21 protein-coding genes and 1 other RNA gene are annotated in these 25,418 nt (G+C 54.8%); 7 read left to right on the forward strand and 15 right to left on the reverse strand.

All coding sequences use genetic code 11. The annotated features are described in order from the left end of the window. From ubiH to AC0T7J_RS13340, 3 genes are read right to left on the reverse strand one after another with little or no spacing between them, the layout of a single operon-like run. Positions 1-1,179 carry a 2-octaprenyl-6-methoxyphenyl hydroxylase gene (ubiH, locus tag AC0T7J_RS13330; RefSeq protein WP_473794804.1) on the reverse strand — a complete coding sequence of 393 codons (1,179 nt, stop codon included), beginning with the start codon at positions 1,177-1,179 and terminating at the stop codon, positions 1-3. Next, positions 1,176-2,498 (reverse strand): Xaa-Pro aminopeptidase, encoded by a 1,323-nt coding sequence (gene pepP / locus AC0T7J_RS13335; RefSeq protein WP_473794806.1) that lies wholly within the window; start codon positions 2,496-2,498, stop codon positions 1,176-1,178. Before pepP ends, ubiH begins: the two co-directional genes overlap by 4 nt. Before the next feature lie 46 nt (positions 2,499-2,544). Continuing rightward, positions 2,545-3,123 carry a YecA/YgfB family protein gene (locus AC0T7J_RS13340; protein ID WP_473794808.1) on the reverse strand — a complete coding sequence of 193 codons (579 nt, stop codon included), beginning with the start codon at positions 3,121-3,123 and terminating at the stop codon, positions 2,545-2,547. Positions 3,124-3,293: 170 nt separating this feature from the next. Between AC0T7J_RS13340 and zapA the strand changes: the two genes are divergently transcribed. The 3 genes from zapA (at position 3,294) to AC0T7J_RS13355 (ending at position 4,531) form a co-directional block, all read left to right on the forward strand. Further along, positions 3,294-3,623 carry a cell division protein ZapA gene (zapA, locus tag AC0T7J_RS13345; protein WP_008925677.1) on the forward strand — a complete coding sequence of 110 codons (330 nt, stop codon included), beginning with the start codon at positions 3,294-3,296 and terminating at the stop codon, positions 3,621-3,623. A 39-nt stretch (positions 3,624-3,662) separates the two neighbouring features. Continuing rightward, positions 3,663-3,845, forward strand: a non-coding RNA gene (ssrS, locus tag AC0T7J_RS13350) — 6S RNA. Positions 3,846-3,937: 92 nt separating this feature from the next. Then, complete coding sequence (locus tag AC0T7J_RS13355) at positions 3,938-4,531, forward strand: 5-formyltetrahydrofolate cyclo-ligase (RefSeq protein WP_473794999.1); 594 nt, start codon at positions 3,938-3,940, stop codon at positions 4,529-4,531. Between the two features lie 344 nt (positions 4,532-4,875). Here AC0T7J_RS13355 and serA read toward each other — a convergent pair whose 3' ends face one another. After that, positions 4,876-6,114 (reverse strand): phosphoglycerate dehydrogenase, encoded by a 1,239-nt coding sequence (gene serA / locus AC0T7J_RS13360; protein ID WP_033780721.1) that lies wholly within the window; start codon positions 6,112-6,114, stop codon positions 4,876-4,878. A gap of 279 nt (positions 6,115-6,393) precedes the next feature. Further along, entirely contained in the window at positions 6,394-7,053 is a 660-nt protein-coding gene (gene rpiA, locus AC0T7J_RS13365; RefSeq protein WP_010248819.1) for a ribose-5-phosphate isomerase RpiA, read from the reverse strand. 182 nt (positions 7,054-7,235) lie between these two features. On the opposite strand from rpiA, the gene AC0T7J_RS13370 reads away from it, so the two are divergent. Continuing rightward, positions 7,236-8,141, forward strand: coding sequence for a LysR family transcriptional regulator ArgP (locus tag AC0T7J_RS13370; protein ID WP_010248822.1), 906 nt, complete (start codon positions 7,236-7,238; stop codon positions 8,139-8,141). 141 nt (positions 8,142-8,282) lie between these two features. On the opposite strand, the gene AC0T7J_RS13375 is transcribed toward AC0T7J_RS13370, so the two are convergent. The 7 genes from AC0T7J_RS13375 to tkt all read right to left on the reverse strand — a co-directional run bounded on the left by AC0T7J_RS13375 (position 8,283) and on the right by tkt (position 16,699). Further along, entirely contained in the window at positions 8,283-9,005 is a 723-nt protein-coding gene (locus AC0T7J_RS13375) for an oxidative stress defense protein (protein ID WP_010248826.1), read from the reverse strand. 143 nt (positions 9,006-9,148) lie between these two features. Further along, positions 9,149-9,772, reverse strand: a complete 624-nt coding sequence (argO, locus tag AC0T7J_RS13380) for an arginine exporter ArgO (RefSeq protein WP_062758387.1) — start codon at positions 9,770-9,772, stop codon at positions 9,149-9,151. Positions 9,773-9,896: 124 nt separating this feature from the next. Next, a complete protein-coding gene (gene mscS, locus AC0T7J_RS13385; protein ID WP_473794812.1) occupies positions 9,897-10,778 on the reverse strand; it encodes a small-conductance mechanosensitive channel MscS in 882 nt (293 codons plus the stop codon). A 192-nt stretch (positions 10,779-10,970) separates the two neighbouring features. Further along, the gene (fbaA, locus tag AC0T7J_RS13390; RefSeq protein ID WP_473794814.1) at positions 10,971-12,050 is read right to left on the reverse strand and encodes a class II fructose-bisphosphate aldolase; all 1,080 of its coding nucleotides are present in this window, start codon (positions 12,048-12,050) and stop codon (positions 10,971-10,973) included. 105 nt (positions 12,051-12,155) lie between these two features. Next, positions 12,156-13,319 carry a phosphoglycerate kinase gene (pgk, locus tag AC0T7J_RS13395; RefSeq protein WP_010248837.1) on the reverse strand — a complete coding sequence of 388 codons (1,164 nt, stop codon included), beginning with the start codon at positions 13,317-13,319 and terminating at the stop codon, positions 12,156-12,158. A gap of 51 nt (positions 13,320-13,370) precedes the next feature. Then, complete coding sequence (gene epd / locus AC0T7J_RS13400) at positions 13,371-14,390, reverse strand: erythrose-4-phosphate dehydrogenase (RefSeq protein WP_473794816.1); 1,020 nt, start codon at positions 14,388-14,390, stop codon at positions 13,371-13,373. Between the two features lie 314 nt (positions 14,391-14,704). Next, positions 14,705-16,699, reverse strand: coding sequence for a transketolase (gene tkt / locus AC0T7J_RS13405; RefSeq protein ID WP_473794818.1), 1,995 nt, complete (start codon positions 16,697-16,699; stop codon positions 14,705-14,707). A gap of 271 nt (positions 16,700-16,970) precedes the next feature. On the opposite strand from tkt, the gene loiP reads away from it, so the two are divergent. Further along, positions 16,971-17,726, forward strand: coding sequence for a metalloprotease LoiP (loiP, locus tag AC0T7J_RS13410; RefSeq protein WP_031592558.1), 756 nt, complete (start codon positions 16,971-16,973; stop codon positions 17,724-17,726). A 62-nt stretch (positions 17,727-17,788) separates the two neighbouring features. Here loiP and AC0T7J_RS13415 read toward each other — a convergent pair whose 3' ends face one another. The 3 genes from AC0T7J_RS13415 to speA all read right to left on the reverse strand — a co-directional run bounded on the left by AC0T7J_RS13415 (position 17,789) and on the right by speA (position 21,458). Further along, positions 17,789-18,199 (reverse strand): YidB family protein, encoded by a 411-nt coding sequence (locus tag AC0T7J_RS13415; protein ID WP_473794819.1) that lies wholly within the window; start codon positions 18,197-18,199, stop codon positions 17,789-17,791. Between the two features lie 192 nt (positions 18,200-18,391). Beyond that, positions 18,392-19,312, reverse strand: a complete 921-nt coding sequence (gene speB / locus AC0T7J_RS13420) for an agmatinase (RefSeq protein WP_010248847.1) — start codon at positions 19,310-19,312, stop codon at positions 18,392-18,394. A 169-nt stretch (positions 19,313-19,481) separates the two neighbouring features. Then, positions 19,482-21,458, reverse strand: coding sequence for a biosynthetic arginine decarboxylase (speA, locus tag AC0T7J_RS13425; RefSeq protein ID WP_010248849.1), 1,977 nt, complete (start codon positions 21,456-21,458; stop codon positions 19,482-19,484). Positions 21,459-22,301: 843 nt separating this feature from the next. Between speA and metK the strand changes: the two genes are divergently transcribed. Both metK and AC0T7J_RS13435 read left to right on the forward strand, forming a co-directional pair. After that, the gene (gene metK, locus AC0T7J_RS13430; RefSeq protein WP_010248851.1) at positions 22,302-23,453 is read left to right on the forward strand and encodes a methionine adenosyltransferase; all 1,152 of its coding nucleotides are present in this window, start codon (positions 22,302-22,304) and stop codon (positions 23,451-23,453) included. A 534-nt stretch (positions 23,454-23,987) separates the two neighbouring features. After that, complete coding sequence (locus AC0T7J_RS13435; RefSeq protein WP_033772546.1) at positions 23,988-25,385, forward strand: sugar porter family MFS transporter; 1,398 nt, start codon at positions 23,988-23,990, stop codon at positions 25,383-25,385. Positions 25,386-25,418: the final 33 nt, after the last annotated feature.

Genomic DNA, 25,418 nt, shown 5'->3' on the forward strand with positions numbered 1-25,418 from the left:
TTAACGCTTAACCCAGCCAAGCGTGCGCTCAGCCAGTTGATTTCTTAACCACGGCAGATGATCCATCGCCAGCAGGCCCAGGTTACGTCCTGCCACCAGCGGGCCATAGCGATTCGCAAAGACGCGGACCAGTCCGTCGGTGATACCGATGGTGGCGGCGCGGTCAGGCTGACGGCGCTGCTGGTAATGATGCAGCACCGCATAGCTGCCGGGGTCCTGCTGTTGCCGATGGGCGGCTGCCAGCGTTTCAGCCAGCGACATCACATCGCGCAGGCCCAGGTTAAAGCCCTGCCCGGCAATCGGATGCAGCGTCTGCGCCGCATTGCCCACCACCGCCACGCGATGCGTGACCGGCGACATCGCCCGGTGCAGCGCCAGCGGATAATACTCACGCTGACCGGTGTGGGTGAATTTACCCAGCCGCCAGCCAAAGGCACGCTGCAGCTGGCTGAGGAATTCGGCCTCACTCCACTGCTCAATGCGCTCGCGCTGCGAAACCGGATGACACCAGACCAGCGACAGGCGATTGCCGGACATCGGCAACAGCGCCAGCGGGCCATGTTCGGTAAAACGTTCAAATGCCCGGCCCTGATGAGGCAGCGCGGTAGAAACATTGGCAATCACGGCAAGCTGTTGATAGTCGTCTCTTTGCCACTGAATGCCGCATGAAGCCGCCAGCGCAGAGCGCGTTCCATCCGCCGCCACCAGCAGTTTGCCGCTGAGTTGTTCGCCACTGTCCAGCGTCACCTCAACCTGCTGCTGATGGCGGTTAGCCTGGGTAACACGAGCCGGACAGCGCAGCGTTACGCCGGGTGCTTTTTTCAGTTCAGCAAACAGGCGCTGACCGACGTCAAACAGCTCGACAACCTGTCCCAGCGCCGGAATAGCGTAGTCAGCCGCCGCCAGCGACACAAAACCGGCGTGACCGCGATCGGAGACATGAATGTCGGTAATCGGCGTGGCACAACGGGCGATCTGCTGCCACAGATTGATATCCGCAAGCTGCTGGCAGGTTCCGGCAGAGAGCGCAATAGCGCGGCCATCGAAACCAGGATGCGCCCGGCTACCGGGCTCGCTGCTTTCTATCAGCGTTACCGGCAGTGTGCCCTGGGTCAGATGGGAGATCGCCAGCGCCAGCGTCGCCCCGGTCATGCCGCCACCGGCAATCAGAATCGTCATGCCTGTTTTGCCGCCGCCATCAGTGCTTCAATCTCATCCGCCTCTTTCACGACGCTGTCGGTGAGATTTTCAATGCCATCTTCAGTGATCACAATGTCATCTTCGATTCGGATACCAATGCCGCGATACTGCGCGGGCACGTCGGCATCCGGTGCGATATAAAGACCCGGCTCGACAGTTAACACCATGCCCGGTTCCAGTACGCGGTCGCGGCTCGGGGTGCCGTAGTGGCCGACATCGTGAACATCCAGCCCCAGCCAGTGACCCAGGCCATGCATGTAGAACTGACGATGGACCTCCTCGGCGATCAGCGTATCGACGTCGCCCTCCAGAATGCCCAGCTCCACCAGACCGGTGACCATGATGCGCACCACTTCATCATTCACTTCACGAATGCTGATGCCTGGCCGGAACAGTTCAAGCGAGCGGTTGAGACAAGCCAGCACGATGTCATAAATCGCGCGCTGCGCCGGGCTGAATTTGCCGTTAACCGGGAAGGTGCGGGTGATATCGCCTGCATAGCCGTGGAACTCACAGCCTGCATCGATCAGCACCAGATCGCCGTCGCGCATTTCGCTTTCGTTTTCGGTGTAGTGCAGAATGCAGCCGTTATCTCCGGCACCCACAATGGTGTTATAGGAGGGAAACCGCGCGCCGTGACGGTTAAATTCGTGCTGAATTTCCCCTTCAAGCTGATACTCGAACAGGCCTGGCCGGCAGGTTTGCATGGCGCGGGTATGCGCCAGTGCACTGATTTTCCCGGCGCGACGTAACAGTTCAATCTCATCTGCATCTTTAAACAGGCGCATCTCATGCACCCAGGGACGCCAGTCAGTGAGGGTATCGGGCGCACTGAGATGCTGGCGGAAGCCGCGACGCAGCTTATCCAGCGCGCTGAACACCTGCGTGTCCGCGTGGGCATATTCGCCCTGCGCATGGTAAACCACATCCAGGCCATTCAGCAGCAGGTGCAGCTGGTCACCAATATCATTCCAGGGTAAAGCGCGATCGACGCCCAGTTTGTCGGGTGCGGCCTCCTGGCCCAGGCGACGGCCAGACCAGGTTTCCGCCGCAGGATCGCGCACGCGGTTAAACAACACGCTGTGGTTATGATTCTCATCGCTTTTGATCAGCACCAGCAACGCCTGCGGCTCGTTAAAACCGGTGAAATACCAGAAGTCGCTGCTCTGACGGAACGGATATTCGGTGTCATTACTGCGTATCACTTCTGGCGCAGCAAAGATTAACGCTGCGCTGCCAGACACCATCTTCGCCAGCAGCGCCTGACGACGCTGCAGGAATCGTTCCAGTGAAATCATCTCTGCACTCCCTGTAAACTGACCGGTTAAACTCGTTGACCTGAAATTAGTGTAGCGTCGGTTTTTGTACTTCTGGCGCGGTTGGCTGCGGGCGGGTGAACGTATCGTGGCACAGCAGCGCGGCGACACGCACATACTCAATCACCTCCTCCAGCGACTGCTCCAGTTCCTCCTGGTCTTCATCTTCTTCGTAACCGAGCTGTGCGATAGTGCGCAGATCATCAATTGCTTCGCCGGTTTCGCCGGTGACTTTATCCAGTTTAGGCTGTGTTACGCCCAGGCCGAGCAGAAAATGGTTAACCCAGCCCGCCAGCGCGTCGGCACGGTCAAAGACGGTGATGTCGTCATCAGCAGGCAGCAGCAACTGAAACAGGAAGCCTTCATCTTCCAGCGTGGTCGACGTATGCTCGTGCAGTTCCGCCAGCGGCACGGCAAGAGTGTGTGAAAACGCCATGCCTTCGTTAGCCAGATCGTGTACCAGCGTCTTCCAGCTGGTGTCCTGGTTACCACCGCAGAGGATCCCGCTCAGCAGGCCATGCATTTCCGCGGGCGTCATTCCAACGCCCTGCTGTGAGAGCACCGCCGCGAGCGCGTTGTAATCGGGGGTTGCGTTCTGTAAGGACATAAGTTTTCATCGTCGTTGGCAGAATAAGTTCGTGTTATGCTACCACTAGCTGCCTCAAGGTTTCCAGAAAAGGGGTTGTATCTTATTTCGTGGGTCTATATAGTTGCCCGCCTCCCAAGCCTTTGACTGCTAAGGGAGTTGCGAGCGAAGTAATCAGTCAGGAAGGTGGCATGTCTGCACAACCGGTAGATTTACAAATTTTTGGTCGTTCGTTGAGAGTAAATTGTCCGCCAGAGCAGCAAGATGCGCTCAATAGCGCGGCTGAAGATCTCAATCAACGGTTGCAAGATCTAAAAGTTCGCACTAGAGTCACCAATACAGAACAACTGGTGTTCATCGCCGCGTTAAACGTCTGCCACGAGCTGGCGCAAGAGAAAGTGAAAACGCGCGATTATGCTGCTAATATGGAACAGCGTATCCGTATGTTGCAGCAGACGATTGAACAGGCATTAGTTGAGCAGGGTCGCATCTCTGAGCGTGAGGGTGCGAAGTTCGAATAAAACTTCATGGTTGCTATACTTAAGTAACGGTGAGGTAAATTTTCTCTGAGATGTTTGCATGTGGGCCAGTCCCCTGAGCCGATATTTCGAAAAAACAGAATGTGACGCTCGTAACCTGTGTGCATGCTCGGTTCGTCCGAGAAGCCTGATGGTTATGACGGCATGTTCACCTTGAACCAAGGGTTCAAGGGTTACAGCCTACGGCGGCATCTCGGAGATCTCTCTTCCTTTAGTCCTGCTTTTTTCCCCTGACTGACATGTTATAGTCGCTGTTCAGCGACTTATCCGGCGGGGAAATCATGTCTGAACCTTCCATGTCTGAACCTTCAATGACCCAGCGTCAGGCGATTCGCCAGCATGTGCGACATCTGCGACGGGCACTTACTGATGAGCAGCAAACGCTGGCCGCTAAGCAGGTCGCTGAACATGCGCTCAACTACGCTCCGATGACCGAAGCGCGCAATATCGCCCTGTTTCTGTCGGTGGATGGCGAACTGAATACCCGTCCGCTGATTGCCCGCCTCTGGCATCTGAAGAAAGTGGTTTATCTGCCGGTTTTACACCCCTTCTCTCCCGGTAATTTGTTGTTTCTGCGCTACTCGCCCGATACCCCATTGCTCAAAAATAAGCTGCGCATTCCTGAACCGCCGCTGGATATCCGGCAGGTGATCACGCTTGATCAACTTGATCTGATGATGGTGCCGCTGGTGGCGTTTGATCAGCATGGGCAGCGTCTGGGGATGGGCGGCGGCTTCTACGATCGCACCCTGCAGAACTGGCGGCAGCACGGTTTTTTGCCAGTAGGCCTGGCACACGATTGTCAGCAGGTGGATAGCCTGCCGGTAGCAGAATGGGATGTGCCTTTACCGGCGGTAATGACGCCGTCAAAACTCTGGCAGTGGGAGTAGAAGAGTCGCTTTGTCAGACAAGTGAAAACCCACATCCGGGCGCATCTGGCAGCAATGAAATAGCTCAACGCGCAGGGAACATGGTCAGAAGAGGAAAGCGTCGCGCCGCCCGGATAAAAACGCCGGGAGCGTTTTTGAACAACGCAACGCGTTGGCCCGGTTACGGGCGCACCTCAGGGACGAGGTGCGTAATCGCGCGGGCCGGGCATGCCATGGATGGCGGCTTTTGCATCTTTCCGATCTGGCCGTGTTCTCTTCGCAGTCTCGGTCTTACAGCAAATCGGGACAGCCTGTATTAACTACCTGAAGAGACGCGACTAAGCGCCTGTTCAGGTTGGTAGCGCTTAGTAAAGCAGACGAGCGCGGATGGTACCCGGAATCGCCTTCATCAGCTGCAGCGCGTTCTCGGCCACTTCCGGCTCTGCATCAATATCGATCACCACATAGCCCATAAACGGCGAAGTTTGCAGATACTGAGCCGCGATGTTGATGCCCTGCTCGGCAAAAATCTGGTTGATGGCCGTCAGCACGCCCGGACGGTTCTCATGGATATGCAGCAGACGACTGGCGCTGATACCGTGAATCGGCAGTGACACTTCGGGGAAATTCACCGCCGACAGGGTCGAGCCGTTATCGGAGTATTTCGCCAGCTTGCCCGCCACTTCAATGCCGATGTTCTCCTGCGCTTCTTCCGTCGAGCCGCCAATGTGCGGTGTCAGAATCACGTTGTCGAACTCACTCAGTGGAGAGATAAACGGCTCGCTGTTGGTCGCTGGCTCGCTCGGGAAGACATCGATGGCTGCGCCACCCACCTGTTTGCTGGCCAGCGCATCGCACAGTGCCGGAATATCTACTACGGTACCGCGTGAGGCGTTAATCAGCAGCGCGCCAGGCTTCATCTGCGCCAGCTGCTCTGCACCAATCATATCCTGCGTAGAGACGGTTTCCGGCACGTGCAGGCTGACAACGTCGCTCATGTTGAGGAGATCGGCCAGATGGCGTACCTGCGTGGCATTACCCAGCGGCAGCTTGTTTTCAATGTCGTAGAAGAAAACATGCATACCCAGGCTTTCTGCCAGCACGCCCAGCTGCATTCCGATATGGCCGTAACCGATAATACCCAGTTTTTTGCCACGCGCTTCAAATGAGCCTTTGGCAATCTTATTCCAGATGCCACGGTGTGCTTTCGCATTCGCTTCCGGGATGCCACGCAGCATCAGCAGCATTTCACCAATCACCAGCTCCGCAACCGAGCGGGTATTTGAGAACGGCGCATTGAATACGGGAATACCCCGGCTGGCAGCCGCCTGCAGATCAACCTGGTTGGTGCCGATACAGAAACAGCCAACAGCGACCAGCTTTTCAGCCGCCGCAAAAATCTCTTCAGTAAGCTGGGAGCGGGAACGGATACCAATGAAGTGTGCATCACGGATCGATGCTTTTAACGCGTCGGAATCCAGTGCGCCCTTATGGAATTCGATGTTGGTGTAGCCTGCAGCCCGCAGGTTCTCCAGCGCGCTCTGATGGACACCTTCCACCAGCAGGAACTTAATCTTATCTTTTTCCAGTGATACCTTTGCCATTTCCCGATCCTATTCAGCATTCAATGAGGACTACCATAAGCCAGCCTTCTGTCAAAATATCAAAAAAATCGCGTCGGGCAATACAAACGATTGCCCGGCCGCCAGCACGGCAGCGGCTGACGGCAGCACATTGCCGGACAAAATAAGGAGGTCGGCCTGGAAGAGAGTACGAACCCGCTGCCGATGACGGTTATGTGACATAAGTCACCAAATTTCACCGCAGCGAGAAAAGATGATTTGCGGGCAGAAATAACCGACGCCGGATCGACGCCGGACAGATCATTTTTTGATGGTTTTCACGCCATCAGGCCCGCCAATCAGCGCAATATCTGCGCCGCGCGCGGCAAAAAGGCCCACGGTAACGACGCCAGGCAAGGCGTTGATGGTTTTTTCCAGCTCAATGGGATCGAGAATGCGCAGATTATGCACATCAAGAATAATGTTGCCGTTATCGGTGACTACGTTCTGACGATACTCAGGTAAGCCGCCCATTTTCACCAGCTGACGCGCCACATAACTGCGCGCCATTGGGATCACCTCGACCGGCAGCGGGAAACGGCCCAGCACATCGACCTCTTTTGAAGCGTCAGCGATACAGATAAAGGTTTCAGCCACGGCGGCCACGATCTTTTCGCGCGTCAGCGCCGCGCCGCCGCCTTTGATCATCTGCATCTGTGGGTTGATCTCATCCGCGCCATCTACGTACACCGACAGCAGGTCAATCTCGTTCAGGTCGAACACCTGAATACCCAGGCTCTTCAGCTTCTGGGTTGAGGCATCCGAGCTGGAGACGGCACCTTCAATCTGATGCCTGACCGTGGCAAGCGCATCGATAAAGTGGGCAGCGGTGGATCCGGTACCCACACCAACAACGGTGCCCGGCTGCACGTACTCAAGTGCAGCCCAGCCAACGGCTTTTTTCAGTTCATCCTGGGTCATGGTATGTTTAAAACCTGTGCGACAACGAAGTGCGCGTAGTATAAAACAAGGCTTGCTGAAAATGCTCGGCTGACCGACGTGGATTTATCGCTTTGGAAGCCAGCCCACAAAAAACAAGAGAGCCATCACAGGTGATACTTTTGTGGCATAGTGACATCCATCCTGAAGGAGAGAGAAGAATAATGAAACGCCCGGATTATCGAACGCTTCAGGCGCTGGATTCAGTGATCCGCGAACGCGGATTTGAGCGTGCCGCTCAAAAATTATGTATCACTCAGTCAGCGGTTTCACAGCGTATCAAGCAGCTGGAGAATCTGTTTGGCCAGCCGCTGCTGGTGCGCACCGTGCCACCCCGTCCGACCGAACAGGGTCAGAAACTGCTGGCGTTGCTGCACCAGGTGGAACTGCTGGAGGAGGAGTGGCTGGGCGATGAGAACAGTGGCACCACGCCGCTGCTGCTGTCGCTGGCGGTCAATGCCGACAGTCTGGCCACCTGGCTGCTGCCTGCGCTGAAAGATGTGCTGGCAGATTCACCCGTCCGCCTCAATCTGCAGGTCGAAGATGAAACCCGGACCCAGGAGCGTCTGCGTCGTGGTGAAGTGGTGGGTGCGGTGAGTATTCAGCCACAGCCGCTGCCCAGTTGCCTGGTGGATCAGCTCGGTGCGCTCGACTACCTGTTTGTGGCGTCGCGTGACTTTGCCGATCGCTTCTTCCCCAACGGCGTCACCCGCTCTGCTCTGCTGAAAGCGCCGGCGGTGGCGTTTGACCATCTTGATGATATGCATCAGGCCTTCCTGCAACAGAACTTTGATCTCTCACCGGGCAGTGTGCCCTGCCACATTGTGAACTCCTCTGAAGCCTTTGTGCAGATGGCGCGACAGGGTTCGACCTGCTGTATGATCCCGCATCTGCAGATTGAGCGTGAGCTGGCAAGCGGTGAGTTAATTGATCTGACGCCAGGCTTGTGTCAGCGCCGGATGCTCTACTGGCATCGTTTTGCACCAGAAAGCCGGTTAATGCGTCGGGTGACCGATGCGCTGATTGCGCATGGACATCGGGTGCTGCGTCAGGATGACGTCGCAGCCTGAAAAGAAAAACGGGGCGAAAGCCCCGTTTTTACTGCTGACACGTTATGCCCCGAACGGCTGTAAGGATGGATTGGCTCAGGGAACAAGGTCAGATCCTGAGATTCATCGGCAGTCTTAACGGGGCATCAGCCCCGTTTTGCACTATGGCGTATTGGGCTTGATCTCAAACACCACATCAACCTGATCGTCAAAGTTGATGCTCTGCTGATCGTAGGTCTCCTGCGCCGAGGTATCTGCCGCTGCAGCCGCTTTATACATCCGGTTCATCGGCATCGGCTGATAGTTAGCGACCTGATAACGAATGCTGTAGATCGAGCCCAGCTTCGCGTTAAAGCCTTCAGCCAGCTGTGATGCCTGCTGAGTCGCATTTTTAATCGCTGCTTTACGCGCCTGCTCTTTGTAGCTCTCCGGATTTGCCACGCCTAACTCGACGCTACGCACCTCATTCAGACCAGACTTCAGCGCCCCGTCCAGCAGATCATTCAGCTTGTCCAGCTGACGCAGGGTTACCTGCACCTGACGCACCGCACGGTAGCCTTTCAGGACTGATTTACCTTCTTTGGTGTAATCATACTCTGGCTGGGTGCTCAGGTTTGCTGCATCAATATCTTTCTTCTCAATGCCGTTTTTCTGCAGAAAATCGAAATATTGTGCAACCCGGCTATCCGCCTGCTTTTTCGCATCTGCGGCATCTTTTGACGACACGTTCACCACGATAGAGAGCGTGGCGATATCGGGACGGGCATCGACCGTTGCCTTGCCTGAGGTCACCACGTGTGGCCCGTTCGGTAACTCATCAGCGTGTACGCCAGGCAATGCCCCGGCGCTCATGATTGCGGCCAGAGCCAATGCTTTCAGTTTCATGAAAGTCCTCCTTGAAAAGGTACTATGACGGCTTCCAACCGGCGAAGCCCAACAGCGCATTGTTATGCGCCATGCTTTGAGTGGTCATTATGGCAAAAGTTCGGCCTCCGCGCGGCAATAACCGCATCGGATCGACGCCGGGATCAAAATCCGGCAATGCCCTGGCGCGCCAGCTGCAGAGCGATAAACCACATCACCGCGCCCACCAGCAGGTTAATAATGCGCTGGGCTTTGGCGGTGCGCAGGCGTGGTGACAGCCAGGCGGCCAGCAGCGCCAGACCAAAGAACCACAGGATCGACGCGCTGATGGTGCCCAGCGCAAACCACTGACGCGCGGTGGTGGTCGGCAACTGACCGCCAAGACTGCCCAGCACCACAAAGGTATCGAGATAGACGTGCGGATTGAGCCAGGTGACGGCCAGCAGCGTCGCGATAATGCGCCCCCTGCTCTGCTTTAATGGCTCCCCGTCAGCCAGATCGGCGTCGCCGCGAAAAGCGCTACGCAATGCGCCCCAGCCATACCACAACAGAAAGGCTACACCCGCCCAGGTGATCACCATCAGCAGCAGTGGAGACTGGCTCAGCAAGGCGCTACCGCCAAAGATCCCACCGCAAATCAGCAGAATATCACTCAGCGAGCAGAGGGCCGCCGTCATCAGATGATATTGACGCTTAACGCCCTGATTCATCACAAAAGCGTTCTGCGGGCCCAGCGGCAGAATCAGCGCGGCGCCCAGGGCAAACCCCTGAAAATAGAGAGATAACACAGGATTATTTCCTCACATCGTTAGAGGAGGAGAAGTATAAAGAGAGAGGATGATTAGCGGAAATTGAAAGAATTAATCTGCGATTAGCAAAATGAATGGGCGACAGAGGCCGCCCACTGCAAGATTACTGTGGCTGAGTCTCTGGCGTAGTTGCGTCGGACTGTCTGACACGGTGCAGATGCACATCCATCTGCGGATAAGGAATACCAATCCCTTTTCCATCCAGCGCACGCTTAAAGTTCTTCAGCAGATCCCAGTAAACGTCCTGCAGGTCGCCGCTGTTGCTCCAGCAACGCACCACAAAGTTCATTGAGGAAGCCGCCAGCTCATTCAGACCGATCTGCACGCCTTTATCCTGTAACACACGACTGTCAGCGTCGACCACTTCACGCAGCAGCGTCAGAACCTGATCAACATCCGCATCGTAAGAGACGCCAATGATAAACTCATTGCGACGTACCGGCTCACGCGAAAAGTTGATGATGTTTCCGGCGATGATTTTACCGTTAGGCACCACCACTCGCTTGCCGTCGGCTGATTTGAGTGTGGTAGAGAAGATCTGCACATTCATTACCGTACCCATGATACCGCCCAGATCAACAAACTCACCGGCACGGAAGTGACGGAAAATCACCAGCAGTACGCCCGCCGCAAGGTTTGACAGCGAATCTTTTAACGCCAGACCCACAGCCAGACCGGCTGCACCGAGGATGGCAATGACCGAGGTTGTCTGTACCCCGATGCGCCCCAGTGCCGCGATCAGTGTGAAAGCGATAATACCGTAGCGCACCAGCGCCGACAGAAAGTCAGCAACGGTCGTATCAATGTGGCGTGCCTGCAGCAGACGATTAGTGGTGTTGGAGATGATGCGTGCAATCAACATCCCCACAACGATAATCGCAATGGCTGCGACAATGTTTACCGCATAGCTAATCAGAAGCTCCTGATTACGTACTATCCAGTTTCCCGCGTTATTGAGTTCACCGAGCATACCCGTATCCTGCATGTAACCATCCTGTAATTAAATTCCCAAGGGAAATGACACCACATTGTCAGAACCGCTCTGACAATCCCTGACAAAAGGGTAAACAATAAATGGCGGCGTGCCAAACCTGCATGACCTTTGACGCCATTCTGGCGAAAAAAGGTCAAAAAAAAGGCCCTTCCGGGCCTTTTTTGTACGGTAACGACGCTTCAGTTACAGCACGTCGACAGCGTTAAGCTCTTTGAAAGCCTGCTCAAGACGCACCACCATAGAGGCCTGGGCTGAACGCAGCCAGACGCGTGGGTCGTAGTATTTTTTGTTTGGCTTGTCAGCGCCTTCCGGGTTACCCAGCTGCGACTGCAGATAGCCTTCGTTCTTTTTGTAGTACTGCAGGATGCCGTCCCAGGTTGCCCATTGGGTATCGGTATCAATGTTCATCTTGATCACGCCGTAGCTGATAGACTCTTCGATTTCTGCAGCAGAAGAACCTGAACCGCCGTGGAAAACGAAGTCCAGCGCGTTGTGCGCCAGGCCATGTTTTTCACACACATATTTCTGCGAATCGCGCAGAATGGTTGGGGTCAGTTTCACGTTGCCTGGCTTGTAAACGCCGTGAACGTTACCGAATGAGGCCGCAATGGTGAAGCGCGGGCTGATAGCATTCAGTTTTTCGTACGCGTAGTTCACATCTTCTGGCTGGGTGTAGAGTGCAGATGCGTCCATGTGGCTGTTATCAACGCCATCTTCTTCACCACCGGTGCAGCCCAGTTCGATTTCCAGCGTCATGTCGAGTTTCGCCATGCGCGCCAGATATTTGCTGCTGATCTCGATGTTCTCTTCCAGTGACTCTTCTGACAGGTCGATCATGTGAGAAGAGAAGAGTGGCTTACCGTTTTTCTGGAAGTACTCTTCACCTGCGTCCAGCAGACCGTCGATCCATGGCAGCAGTTTCTTGGCACAGTGGTCAGTGTGCAGGATAACCGGCACGCCATACTGCTCAGCCATCAGGTGAACATGGTGTGCACCCGCGATAGCGCCGAAAATTGCCGCGCCCTGTGGTTTGTCAGTCTTGAAGCCTTTACCCGCGATAAATGCAGCACCGCCGTTAGAGAACTGGATGATGATTGGCGCTTTCACTTTCGCCGCTGCTTCCAGTGCCGCATTGATGGAGTCAGTGCCGACGCAGTTTACGGCTGGCAGTGCGAATTTGTTCTCTTTCGCAACTTTGAAGATCTTCTGTACGTCATCACCAGTGACAACGCCGGGTTTTACGAAATCAAAAATTTTAGACATGATTGTGTCCTGTTTCGTGACCGTTGTTCCCCTTGAGGAACGTCGATTTAAACGCCCAGACGGGCAAGACTTCAGGCGATGCCGCCAGGCATCGCCCCCAAAGGATTACTGCTTCGCACGCTCTTCCAGCATGGCAACTGCAGGCAGTTTTTTGCCTTCCACGAACTCAAGGAACGCGCCACCGCCGGTAGAGATGTAGGAAATTTTGTCTTCGATGCCGAACAGGTCGATAGCCGCTAAGGTATCGCCGCCGCCTGCAACGGAGAAGGCATCGCTGTCTGCAATGGCGTTAGCCACGATCTCGGTGCCTTTGCGGAAATTAGGGAACTCAAACACGCCCACCGGGCCATTCCACAGAATGGTTTTGGCATCCTTCAGGATGGCAGCCATCGCCTGCGCGGTTTCATCACCAAAGTCCATAATCTCTTCGTTATCCGCAACTTCCGAAACCTTTTTCACGGTAGCGGTCGCAGTTTCAGAGAATTCTGTGCCGACACGTGAATCAGTAGGAACCGGGATACCGTGCTGATCGCGCAGGCCTTTAGCCGCTTCAACGAAGTCTGGCTCATACAGAGATTTACCGACGTTGTTGTCGATAGCAACGAAGGTGTTGGCAATACCGCCGCCCACAATCACGGTGTCCGCGATTTTGACCAGTGATTGCAGCACGTCAAATTTGGTAGAAACTTTAGAGCCCCCTACCACAGCCACCAGCGGACGCTCCGGGTTGCTCATGACTTTACCCAGCGCTTCCAGTTCGGCAGAGAGCAGCGGGCCAGCACAGGCGATAGGGGCAAATTTGCCGACGCCGTGGGTAGAAGCCTGTGCGCGGTGCGCCGTACCAAAGGCGTCCATCACAAATACGTCGCACAGGGCAGCATATTTTTTAGACAGCGCTTCGTCATCTTTCTTTTCGCCTTTGTTAAAGCGAACGTTTTCCAGCACAACCAGTTCGCCAGCGCCGACTTCAACGCCATCGAGGTAATCTTTTGCCAGGGTTACGGTGGTGCCGCTAAGCTTGTCTTTCAGGTAGTTAACTACCGGCAGCAGCGAGAACTCTTCATTGTATTCACCTTCGGTCGGACGACCCAGGTGAGAGGTAACCATTACTTTCGCGCCCTGTTTCAACGCCGCTTCAATGGTTGGCAGAGAAGCACGGATACGTGCATCAGACGTCACTTTACCTTCTTTAACCGGTACGTTCAGATCGGCACGGATCAGAACACGTTTACCAGCCAGATCCAGATCGGTCATCTTAATTACAGACATGGTGAATCCTCTCGTTGATTCTCATAAGTTTTGCCAGACGCAAACCGCGTCTTACCTGAAACCGCTTGCGGCCATCGCTAACGTCGTGTCGAGCATTCGGTTAGCAAAGCCCCATTCGTTGTCACACCAGACCAGGGTCTTGATAAGGTGTTGACCGCTGACCCGCGTTTGTGTTCCGTCCACAATGGCACTGTGCGGATCATGGTTAAAATCTACTGAGACTAACGGTAATTCCGTATAGTCAACTATACCACGAAATGTCCCTTCTGCTGCGCTTCGCAACAGGATGTTAACGTCACACGCCGTCACCGCCTGATGCACAGAAACGCTGAGATCAATGGCTGTCACGTTAATCGTCGGGACGCGAACGGCTATCGCCTCGAAGCGATCGTTGAATTTCGGAAAAATACGGGTAATGCCTGCCGCCAGGCGAGTGTCCACCGGGATGATCGACTGACTGGCTGCACGCGTACGGCGCAGATCGCTGTGATAGGCGTCGATCACCTGCTGATCGTGCATTGCCGAGTGGATCGTGGTGACGGTGCCGGATTCGATGCCAAACGCATCATCCAGCAGTTTAATCACCGGGATAATGCAGTTCGTAGTACAGGAAGCGTTGGAGACGATGCGGTCACTGGCGGTGAGTGACTGCTGGTTAACGCCATACACCACTGTGGCGTCGAGATCGTTTCCGCCGGGATGAGAGAACAGCACTTTTTTGGCGCCAGCCTGAAGATGCGCTTCGCCATCAGCGCGCGAGCCATAGACGCCGGTGCAGTCCAGCACCACATCCACATCGAGTTCACGCCACGGCAGATCGGCAATGGCAGCACGGTGCAAAATGCGCAGGGTATCGCCACCTACCCACATTACATCGCGCTCCTGACGAACATCGAAAGCAAAACGACCATGGCTGGTATCGTATTTCAGCAGGTGCGCCATCCCGGTGGCTTCTGCCAGCTCATTAATCGCGACCACGGTGATCTCTGCACGTCGGCCCGTTTCATACAGCGCGCGCAGGACGTTGCGTCCAATCCGGCCAAAACCATTTATCGCTACCCGTACCGTCATTTCTCTCCTGCCACGTCAGACTGAAAAAAACGTGCCGTTAGCCTGAGCGTTTCACTGCATTTTGTACAGGAGATTCTTACCCGGCATTGTCCGAAACCAGGGGAATTTGCCTGGCGACTGAAACGGTTCAGCTACAATAATAGAAGGAAGGAATAACAGGAATGATTGTGATCAATCTGACTGCTTAAATTTGGATCTGCGTCACAAATTGAGGCAAAAGGCGGTTATTACTGCAGGAATAAAAAAGTAAAAGGGACGAAAATTTCGTCCCTCTGTTTTTACAGCCGGGCGGGAACAGGCCCGCCTGACCGGTTTTACGCCAGCAGCGCTTTCGCTTTCGCGACGACGTTGTCGACGGTAAAGCCAAACAGTTCGAACAGCTGATCGGCAGGTGCAGATTCGCCGAAGCTGGTCATACCCACGATAGCGCCATTCAGGCCAGTGTATTTGAACCAGTAATCAGCGATGCCCGCTTCGATTGCGACGCGTGCGCTGACCGCTTTTGGCAGCACGGATTCACGGTACTCATCGCTCTGCTTGTCGAAAGCATCCGTTGATGGCATAGAGACCACGCGCACTTTGCGGCCTTCGCTGGTGAGTTTGTCCCAGGCACCGACAGCCAGTTCAACTTCGGAACCGGTGGCGATCAGGATCAGCTCTGGCGTGCCATCGCAATCTTTCAGCACGTAACCGCCGCGCGCTACGTTAGCCAGCTGTGCCGTGTCACGCTCCTGCTGCGCCAGGTTCTGACGGGAGAAGATCAGTGCAGTCGGGCCATCTTTACGCTCAATGGCATATTTCCACGCCACCGCGGATTCAACCTGGTCACATGGACGCCAGAGGCTCATGTTTGGCGTGGTGCGCAGGCTCGCCATCTGTTCAACCGGCTGGTGCGTCGGGCCATCTTCGCCCAGACCGATAGAGTCGTGGGTGTAGACCATGATCTGACGGATCTTCATCAGTGCCGCCATACGCGCTGCGTTACGCGCATATTCAACGAACATCAGGAAGGTCGCGGTGTAAGGCAGGAAGCCGCCGTGCAGCGCCAGGCCATTGGCGATTGCGGTCATACCGAACTCACGCACGCCGTAGTGGATGTAATTACCCGCAGCATCTTCGTTGATCGGCTTAGAGCCCGACCAGATGGTCAGGTTGCTGGGTGCCAGATCGGCTGAACCGCCCAGGTATTCCGGCAGAATTTTACCGAAAGCTTCAATAGCATTCTGTGAGGCTTTACGGCTGGCGATCTTCGCCGGATTCGCCTGCAGCTGCTCAACGAACTTCTGCGACTCTTCCTGCCAGTTAGCTGGCAGTTCGTTGCTGACGCGGCGTTTAAACTCGGCAGCCAGTTCAGGATGAGCCTGTGCGTAAGCGGCGAATTTCTCATTCCATGCAGACTCTTTCGCCTGGCCCGCTTCTTTCGCGTCCCACTCAGCGTAGATATCAGACGGAATCACGAACGGCGCGTGGGCCCAGCCCAGCTGTTTGCGGGTCAGTGCCACTTCGTCATCACCCAGCGGTGCGCCGTGTGAATCATGGGTACCCGCTTTGTTCGGTGAACCAAAACCGATAACGGTTTTGCACATCAGCAGTGAAGGCTTGTCGCTGACGCTTTTCGCTTCCTCGATCGCTTTCGCAATCGCATCCGCATCGTGACCATCGACGCCGCGCACCACGTGCCAGCCATAAGCTTCAAAGCGCTTAGCGGTGTCGTCGGTGAACCAGCCATCAATGTGACCGTCGATAGAGATACCGTTGTCATCATAAAACGCCACCAGTTTGCCCAGCTTCAGCGTACCGGCCAGTGAGCAGACTTCGTGCGAGATACCTTCCATCATGCAGCCATCACCCATGAAGACATAGGTGTTGTGGTCTACGATGTCATGACCCGGACGGTTGAACTGTGCTGCCAGCGTGCGCTCAGCAATAGCAAAACCTACGGCGTTAGCGATGCCTTGCCCCAGCGGACCGGTAGTGGTTTCAACGCCCACGGTGTAGCCATATTCCGGGTGACCTGGAGTTTTTGAGTGCAGCTGACGGAAGTTTTCCAGTTCACTCAGGGGCAGATCGTAGCCGGTCAGGTGCAACAGGCTATAGATCAGCATTGAGCCGTGACCGTTAGAGAGCACGAAACGGTCGCGGTCAGCCCACAGCGGGTTGGTTGGGTTGTGGTTCAGGTAGCCGCGCCAGAGTACTTCAGCGATGTCCGCCATGCCCATTGGGGCACCCGGATGTCCCGATTTCGCTTTCTGTACTGCATCCATACTTAACGCACGAATGGCGTTGGCAAGCTCTTTACGAGAGGGCATTTTCTACTCCAGGTCGGATTAATGCTTCGCGCCTTAACTTATTGTTATTAATGAGTTACCGGGCAAAACAAGGAAAAAGTTGCCCATCAATGTACATGAAAATCAGGGCAAAAGTACATGCTGTAAAACGCTAAATGCAACCGCTTCGTATGGCTTTTCCAGCCAACTCTGCTAGCAAAGAGCAGACTGGCACGCTATAACCAAATCGTTTATTCACCTGTCTGAGTTTCAGGTGTTTGTTTTTCTTACCTTGTTATGAATGGGATACAGCATGAAAATCAAAAAAATGGTGTTAGCGCTTGGGCTGACGACGCTGCTGAGTGGCTGTCAGGGTTTAGACAATAATGCACTGATGCAGTCGGGCGCGCAGGCGTATCAGGCTTATACCCTCAGCGACGATCAGGTAAAGCAGCTGAGTGATAAATCCTGTGAGCAGATGGACAAAGATAATCAGATTGCGCCTGCTAACAGTGATTATCAGCAGCGTCTGAACAAGATCGCGGCGGCGCTGGGCGATAACATCAACGGCGTACCGGCTAACTACAAGGTTTATCAGACCAAAGATGTCAATGCCTGGGCGATGGCAAACGGCTGTATTCGCGTTTACAGCGGTCTGATGGATATGATGACTGACAATGAAGTGGAAGGCGTACTGGGTCATGAGATGGGCCATGTCGCGTTAGGTCATACGCGCAAGGCGATGCAGCTGGCGTATGCCACAACCGCGGCCCGCACCGCAGCCGCCTCGGTTGGCGGCGTGATTGGTTCACTGTCGCAGTCGCAGCTGGGTGAAATGGGTGAAAAACTGGTGAATGCGCAGTTCTCCCAGACACAGGAGTCACAGGCGGATGACTACTCCTACGATCTGATGAAGAAGCGCAATATCGATCCGATGGGCCTGGCCACCAGCTTTGAAAAGCTGGCGAAGATGGAACAGGGACGTCAGAGTTCGATGTTTGACTCGCATCCCGCCTCTGAAGCGCGCGCAGCGCATATTCGTGAGCGAATTGCTGCCGACAGCAAGTAATCCCGCCTCTGAGCGCGCATGCATCCGGCATCCGGCCTGCGCGCTCAGCCATGCGAAGTCTGCTAGCGCTTAAATATCTGATCCACCATCGTGCCCAGATCCAGCTTGTTATCATGCAGCGCCTGTTCATCCATATGTCCCTGCGGCGACATTTTATCAATCAGTTGCGGCAACAGCGCGGCCAGCGTACCCGATGCCCCTTTCACATCGGTGCCGAGTTTGTCGGCCAGTGACTGCAGTTCATCCTGACCAAAAGCAGACTGAATCTCACTGTGGCCAACCGGATGGTTATCGCCGGTGCCGATCCAGGAACCAAACACCTCACCCAGCCCGCCCTGCTGGAATTTTTGCAGCAGCACTTCAATACCGCCCTGCTCCTGCACCCAATGCCAGACAGCCTGTAACTGTCCGGGCGGATGCCCTTCACTCTGGCTGCCATCCAGTGCGCCAGCCAGTTCATCAAGAAAGCCCATGATTATCTCCACTACGCCATTTTTACGCTGTAAGTTTAGTTGCAGATAGAGGTTCGCGCCTGAACGGTTACCCGCCGGGGTCAGAAGGGAATCAGTTGGATCACAGCAAAGAGAGGAACATCACGGCGTCCGCCCGACGGACGGGACGCCGCGTTCAGCACCTGCCGGACTGAAGCCGGCAGGCAGCAGGCATCAGCCTTTGTTCACTGCCTGAACATGTAGCATATCCAGCGCCAGGGTAGCCGCCGCCAGTGCCGTCAGATCAGCATGATCGTAACCCGGTGCGACTTCCACCAGATCCATGCCGACAATGTTCATGCCCTGCAGGCCACGGATCAGTTTGGTCGCTTTATCGGTGGTCAGGCCGCCAATCACCGGCGTGCCGGTGCCAGGCGCATGCGCCGGATCCAGACAGTCGATATCGAAGGTCAGATAGACCGGCAGATCGCCGACGGTGCGTTTCACTTCGGCGAGGATATCGTCAACGCTGCGGTCATTGACCTGCGCCGCATCCAGCACGTTGAAGCCCAGGCTCTTGTCGAATTCGGTACGGATACCGATCTGCACTGAGTGCTGCGGATCGATCAGACCCTCTTTCGGCGCGGTAAAGAACATGGTGCCGTGGTCGAAGGTCGGGCCGTTGGAGTAGGTGTCGGTATGCGCATCAAAGTGCACCAGCGCCATTTTGCCGAAGTGTTTTGCATGCGCGCGCAGCAGTGGCAGTGTGACGTAATGGTCGCCGCCAAAGGTCATCATGCGCTTGCCATTGGCCAGCAGTTTTTCAGCATGGGCCTGCAATTTATCGGAGAGATCCTGCGAATCACCGAAGGCGTAAACCAGATCGCCGCAATCGACGACATTCAGACGCTGACGCAGGTCGAAATCCCACGGCCAGCGGCAGCCTTCCCAGGCCAGATTGGTGGAGATCTGGCGAATGGCGCCCGGGCCCAGGCGGCTGCCCGGACGACCCGAGGTCGCGGCATCAAACGGCACGCCGGTGATAACCCACTCAGCGTCGCTGTCGTAAGGCTGAAAATTCAGCGGAAAACGCATGAAACCAAAGGCGTTAGAAACCAGGGAGTTGTCGTACTGATTGCCAAGCGTGTTATACATAATTGCTCTCTCTATGTGCGTAAGTCGGGCCAGCCCGCAAACCCTTAAGGTTGAGATGAAAAAAATCCCCTCCGCGTCGTTAGGCCCGACGAGGAAGGGATTGAGTGAGTCAGATTATCGACATAGTTAACGGCAACTGCAATATGCGATTACCGGTCGCCAGGGTCGATTATTCATCTTCTAAATAGGTGTAGCCGTAGAGGCCGCTCTCGAACTCTTCCAGGAACTGCGCGCGCAGCTCTTCATCGAGATCGGATGCCTGAACCTGATTGCGGAACAGCGCCATCAGCTCGTTGGGATCAAGCTGCACGTAACGCAGCATGTCCGCCACGGTGTCGCCTTCATCGGAGAGCTGCACTTCCACATCGCCATTTTCGCGTGCGTAGACATCCACCGCTTCGGTGTCACCAAACAGGTTATGCATGTTGCCCAGAATTTCCTGATAAGCACCCACCATAAAGAAGCCCAGCATAGGTGGGTTATCTAGGTCATATTCCGGCATCGGCATGGTCGTCGCGATACCGTCACCATCCACGTAGTGATCGATGGTGCCATCGGAGTCACAGGTGATGTCGAGCAGCACGGCACGGCGCTCCGGCTTCTTGTTCAACCCTTCCAGCGGCAGTACCGGGAACAGCTGATCGATACCCCACGCATCCGGCATTGACTGGAACAGCGAGAAGTTAACGTAGATCTTATCCGCCATTCGCTCCTGCAGTTCGTCGATGATTGGACGGTGTGCACGGTTGCTCGGATCAAGATGCTGCTGAATATAGTGGCAGATGCTCAGATAGAGCTGCTCAGCCCAGGAACGCTGCTTGAGATCGTAGGTACCTGATGAGTAGCCGGTATGGATATCAAACAGATCCATCTGGCTGTCATGCAGCCATTCACGCAGCGAACGGCGGGTACTTGGCTCGTGCATCTCCTGCCAGGTTTCCCACATGCTGAGGATCGGACGTGGCGCATCGGCATCCGGCGTTTCAGGTTCGCTGAACTCGTTGCGCTCCACACCAATGATGTTAGAGACCAGTACCGTGTGATGCGCGGTTACCGCACGACCCGACTCGGTGATCACCGTCGGATGCTCCAGACCGTGCTCATCACAGGCGGCACCAATCGCCCAGATCACGTTGTTGGCGTACTCATTCAGGCCGTAGTTGACCGAGCAGTCAGACTGCGAGCGCGTTCCTTCGTAATCGACACCCAGACCGCCGCCGACGTCGAAACATTTGATGTTAACGCCCAGCTTGGCCAGTTCGACATAGAAGCGCGCCGACTCACGCACACCGGTTGCGATGTCGCGGATATTGGACATCTGCGAACCCAGATGGAAATGCAGCAGCTGCAGGCTGTCGATGCGACCCGCTTCACGCATGATCTCAACCAGTTTCAACACCTGGGTGGCTGACAGGCCAAACTTCGACTTTTCGCCGCCGCTCGACTGCCATTTACCGGAGCCCTGCGAAGCCAGACGCGCACGGATACCCAGACGCGGCACCACATTCAGACGCTCTGCTTCTTCCAGCACCAGCCGCACTTCGGTCATCTTCTCCAGCACCAGATAGACCTTGTGGCCCATCTTCTCGCCGATCAGCGCCAGACGAATATATTCGCGATCTTTATAGCCGTTACAGACAATCACCGAACGGGTCTGACCAGCATGCGCCAGCACCGCCATCAGCTCGGCTTTTGAGCCCGCTTCCAGTCCCAGCGGTTCGCCGGAGTGGATCAGTGACTCAATCACGCGTTTGTGCTGGTTAACTTTAATCGGGTAAACCAGGAAGTAGTCGCCTTTGTAACCGTAGGATTCACGCGCACGTTTAAAGGCGGCGTTAATAGAACGCAGACGGTGTTGCAGAATCTGCGGGAAGCAGAATAAAGCGGGCAGACGCTGGCCCTGCGCTTCGCGCTCTTTAACCAGACGAGCTAAATCGACGCGCACGTCAGGACGATCCGGATCGGGGCAGACACTGATGTGGCCCAGTTCGTTAACGTCGTAATAGTTGTTGCCCCACCAGGCGATGTTGTATGTACGCAACATTTTGCTCGCATCCTGATCGTTCATTGCAACCTCCTGCATAGAGCGGAGTGTACCCTGTTCGCCAGCTGACGAACCTTTGATATTCTTCATGTCGTCAGACATCACGAACCTCAATTTTCCGTTGAAAGATGAAACTGTTAACCGGCTTTATGGCCGCTAATCTGAAAACCTGTTGCCACATTAAACGCAATGTCCTGTTCACCTGACGTTACCGTCAGCGCGATTCACGCATGAGAGTTAAGTGTAAAACACCCGGGCCATCTCCGTTTAAACAGAGAACATTTAACTGATCTGTATTGACCATGGATAACCTGCGTCGTTCCGCTGCGCGAGCGCAGAGAAGAGACAAAACTGGTAGAACAGAAATAAAGATTAGCCCGCGCCTGTGTCGGTAAAATTACCGCATCGGACATCGCGTCGGCAGGAAAGAGAAACAGATGGGAGGCAGGAGAGAGCCAGCGCAGCGCCGCAGCGCAGAGAACCGGAAGAAGAAAAAGCGTGGTTCATTACTTGTATCACCTCCGCATATGCCAGGGGCACATGGAAAACAACCTGGGTGAAAGCCAGACCAGAGTCTGACAGGCGCGACGCAAACAGTGGCGTCATCCTTGCTGCTGCTATCAAAGCAGCGGCGTTTTATACAGTTTACAGCCGTAAAATGCAAAAATATTATCGGGGAATTGCGTGCAGCGTCAGCAAATTATGCCGATAACAGAGACAGGTTAAATGCTGAAACAGAAAAAGGGCTGGTAATTGGTTTACCCTCTATCCTAAAATAGCCGTCCAGATGGTTTTCCATCTAAACAGGTTATTATCCAGGCGGTGTTGGCCTGCTGTGCTGACACAACCTCACTGCTCGCGGCTTTGCCTGAAGGGGCGTCAGGTTAGACCACCTCACTGGCGCTATGCAGTCGTACTCAAACCATATTTAAGGTAAAGAACAGAATGGCTAAACACCTTTTTACGTCCGAGTCTGTATCAGAAGGACATCCCGATAAAATCGCCGACCAGATCTCCGATGCTGTGCTGGATGCGATCCTTGAACAGGATCCCAAAGCGCGCGTGGCCTGCGAAACCTACGTTAAAACCGGTATGGTGCTGGTTGGCGGTGAAATCACTACCAGCGCCTGGGTCGATATCGAAGAGATCACCCGTAAAACCGTACGTGAAATCGGCTATGTCCATTCCGATATGGGCTTTGACGCCAACTCCTGCGCGGTATTAAGCGCGATTGGTAAACAGTCTCAGGATATCAATCAGGGCGTTGACCGTACCGATCCGCTGGAACAGGGCGCGGGCGACCAGGGCCTGATGTTCGGCTATGCCACCAACGAAACAGACGTGCTGATGCCTGCGCCGGTGACCTATGCGCACCGTCTGGTACAGCGTCAGGCTGAAGTGCGTAAAAACGGCACCCTGCCGTGGCTGCGTCCGGATGCCAAGAGCCAGGTCACTTTCCAGTATGACGATGGCAAAATCGTGGGCATCGATGCAGTTGTGCTCTCTACCCAGCACGCTGAATCCATCAGCCAGAAAGATCTGCAGGAAGCGGTGATGGAAGAGATCATCAAACCGGTTCTGCCTGCAGAGTGGCTGAGCGCCTCGACCAAATATCACATCAACCCAACCGGTCGCTTTGTGATCGGCGGTCCGATGGGCGATTGCGGTCTGACCGGTCGTAAAATCATCGTGGACACCTACGGCGGCATGGCACGTCACGGTGGCGGTGCGTTCTCGGGTAAAGATCCGTCTAAAGTTGACCGCTCTGCAGCCTATGCGGCGCGTTACGTGGCGAAAAACATCGTCGCGGCCGGTCTGGCTGACCGTTGTGAAATCCAGGTCTCCTACGCTATCGGCGTGGCTGAACCCACTTCCATCATGGTGGAAACCTTCGGCACCGAGAAAATCTCTACCGAACAGCTGACGCTGCTGGTGCGTGAATTCTTCGACCTGCGTCCCTATGGTCTGATTCAGATGCTGGATCTGCTGCACCCAATTTATAAAGAGACTGCAGCCTACGGTCACTTTGGTCGTGAACATTTCCCATGGGAAAAAACCGACAAAGCTGCCCTGCTGCGTGAAGCGGCTGGCCTGTAAGGTTACCGGTTGCTGATAAAAACCCTGCCACTGCGGCAGGGTTTTTTATTGCCTTTTCAGCCCCATTACTAACCGGAGCAATTTTGCTCCCGCTACCCTTCTGAACGACAAGCCAGCGCCGTTTCTGGCGAGGGCGTGACGACAAAAAAAACGCATCTGCCCGACTTCTTCTTCACTCTGCTGCAAATTTTCAGTTCTCAGCTACACTTCTTTTCGCTTTTTCTGACGACTAAATGTTAGCGATTACAAATTGAAATGCTTTGTTTATCCGATATTTAGGAATTAACGCACGTAGTTATTCTGCTGAAAATGCGTTATTTTCAGCGTCGTCTGATAGCCAGTAAATAGAGCATTGTCAGAAACTTAATGAGTGCTATACCTCACTGGTTAATTAATCTTTCCGGGAAAAATATGCTGAATTTCAGGGTTTCAGCGTGTGTAAGCGATTACACTGATGTGATCAGGTTCACTTTTTTCCGGCAAAAGGTTTTTTAACATTGATAAAAACAATGATGGATAAACCTGGAGGCTAAAATGCCTGGCAATACACACAAAAGCAGAACTTCAAATAAGGCGATGACCTTATTTGTCTGCTTTCTGGCGGCCCTTGCGGGTCTGCTGTTCGGTCTGGATATCGGCGTTATCGCCGGTGCTCTGCCGTTTATCGCAAAGGACTTTAACGTCACCCCTCATCAGCAGGAGTGGATCGTCAGTTCCATGATGTTTGGTGCGGCGGTCGGTGCTATCGGCAGCGGCTGGATGTCATCCCGCCTGGGCCGTAAAAAAAGCCTGATGGCCGGTGCGATTCTGTTCGTTATCGGTTCACTCTGGTCGGCGATGTCGCCAAACCCGGAAATGCTGATCAGCGCCCGCGTTCTGCTGGGCCTGGCAGTCGGTATCGCCTCTTATACTGCCCCGCTTTATCTTTCTGAGATCGCTCCGGAAAAAATTCGCGGCAGTATGATTTCGCTTTATCAGCTGATGATCACTATCGGTATTCTTGGCGCTTACCTTTCCGATACAGCGTTCAGCTTTACCGGCAACTGGCGCTGGATGCTGGGCATCATCACTATCCCGGCACTGTTGCTGCTGGTCGGCGTTTTCTTCCTGCCAAACAGCCCACGCTGGCTGGCGGCGCGAGGCAACTTCCGCGATGCACAACGCGTACTGGATCGTCTGCGTGACACCAGCGAGCAGGCAAAACGTGAGCTGGAAGAGATCCGTGAAAGCCTGAAGATCAAACAGTCTGGCTGGGGTCTGTTCACCAGCAGCAGTCACTTCCGCCGTGCGGTCTATCTCGGCATCCTGCTGCAGGTGATGCAACAGTTTACCGGCATGAACGTCATCATGTACTACGCGCCAAAAATCTTTGAAATTGCAGGCTTTACCAACACCACCCAGCAGATGTGGGGTACGGTGATTGTGGGTCTGGTTAACGTACTGGCGACCTTTATTGCCATTGGCCTGGTGGATCGCTGGGGTCGTAAACCTACCCTGATTCTGGGCTTTATGGTGATGGCAGCCGGTATGGGCGTTCTGGGTACGATGCTGCACTTCGGCATTCACTCGGCGGGCGCACAGTACTTTGCGGTAGGTATGCTGCTGATGTTCATCATCGGTTTTGCGATGTCAGCCGGTCCGTTGATCTGGGTACTCTGTTCCGAAATTCAGCCGCTGAAAGGCCGCGATTTCGGTATCACTGTCTCCACCACCACCAACTGGATCGCGAACATGATCGTGGGTGCGACCTTCCTGACGATGCTGAATACGCTGGGCAATGCGAACACCTTCTGGGTCTACGCACTGCTTAACCTGTTCTTCATTCTGCTGACTGTGATGCTGATCCCTGAGACCAAAAACGTCTCGCTGGAACACATTGAACGTAACCTGATGGCAGGTAAAAAACTGCGCGACATCGGTTCACGCGACTAACTTTACCCGGTAAAAAACGCGGTAAAAAAAACG

This window comes from Pantoea sp. E956-1 (assembly GCF_982223955.1).

Bases quoted from the DNA above. Each gene is read 5' to 3' on its own strand.
- ubiH (WP_473794804.1), bottom strand. From the start codon at position 1,179: ATGACGATTCTGATTGCCGGTGGCGGCATGACCGGGGCGACGCTGGCG.
- pepP (WP_473794806.1), bottom strand. From the start codon at position 2,498: ATGATTTCACTGGAACGATTCCTGCAGCGTCGTCAGGCGCTGCTGGCG.
- AC0T7J_RS13340 (WP_473794808.1), bottom strand. From the start codon at position 3,123: ATGTCCTTACAGAACGCAACCCCCGATTACAACGCGCTCGCGGCGGTG.
- zapA (WP_008925677.1), top strand. From the start codon at position 3,294: ATGTCTGCACAACCGGTAGATTTACAAATTTTTGGTCGTTCGTTGAGA.
- AC0T7J_RS13355 (WP_473794999.1), top strand. From the start codon at position 3,938: ATGTCTGAACCTTCAATGACCCAGCGTCAGGCGATTCGCCAGCATGTG.
- serA (WP_033780721.1), bottom strand. From the start codon at position 6,114: ATGGCAAAGGTATCACTGGAAAAAGATAAGATTAAGTTCCTGCTGGTG.
- rpiA (WP_010248819.1), bottom strand. From the start codon at position 7,053: ATGACCCAGGATGAACTGAAAAAAGCCGTTGGCTGGGCTGCACTTGAG.
- AC0T7J_RS13370 (WP_010248822.1), top strand. From the start codon at position 7,236: ATGAAACGCCCGGATTATCGAACGCTTCAGGCGCTGGATTCAGTGATC.
- AC0T7J_RS13375 (WP_010248826.1), bottom strand. From the start codon at position 9,005: ATGAAACTGAAAGCATTGGCTCTGGCCGCAATCATGAGCGCCGGGGCA.
- mscS (WP_473794812.1), bottom strand. From the start codon at position 10,778: ATGCAGGATACGGGTATGCTCGGTGAACTCAATAACGCGGGAAACTGG.
- fbaA (WP_473794814.1), bottom strand. From the start codon at position 12,050: ATGTCTAAAATTTTTGATTTCGTAAAACCCGGCGTTGTCACTGGTGAT.
- pgk (WP_010248837.1), bottom strand. From the start codon at position 13,319: ATGTCTGTAATTAAGATGACCGATCTGGATCTGGCTGGTAAACGTGTT.
- epd (WP_473794816.1), bottom strand. From the start codon at position 14,390: ATGACGGTACGGGTAGCGATAAATGGTTTTGGCCGGATTGGACGCAAC.
- tkt (WP_473794818.1), bottom strand. From the start codon at position 16,699: ATGCCCTCTCGTAAAGAGCTTGCCAACGCCATTCGTGCGTTAAGTATG.
- loiP (WP_031592558.1), top strand. From the start codon at position 16,971: ATGAAAATCAAAAAAATGGTGTTAGCGCTTGGGCTGACGACGCTGCTG.
- AC0T7J_RS13415 (WP_473794819.1), bottom strand. From the start codon at position 18,199: ATGGGCTTTCTTGATGAACTGGCTGGCGCACTGGATGGCAGCCAGAGT.
- speB (WP_010248847.1), bottom strand. From the start codon at position 19,312: ATGTATAACACGCTTGGCAATCAGTACGACAACTCCCTGGTTTCTAAC.
- speA (WP_010248849.1), bottom strand. From the start codon at position 21,458: ATGTCTGACGACATGAAGAATATCAAAGGTTCGTCAGCTGGCGAACAG.
- metK (WP_010248851.1), top strand. From the start codon at position 22,302: ATGGCTAAACACCTTTTTACGTCCGAGTCTGTATCAGAAGGACATCCC.
- AC0T7J_RS13435 (WP_033772546.1), top strand. From the start codon at position 23,988: ATGCCTGGCAATACACACAAAAGCAGAACTTCAAATAAGGCGATGACC.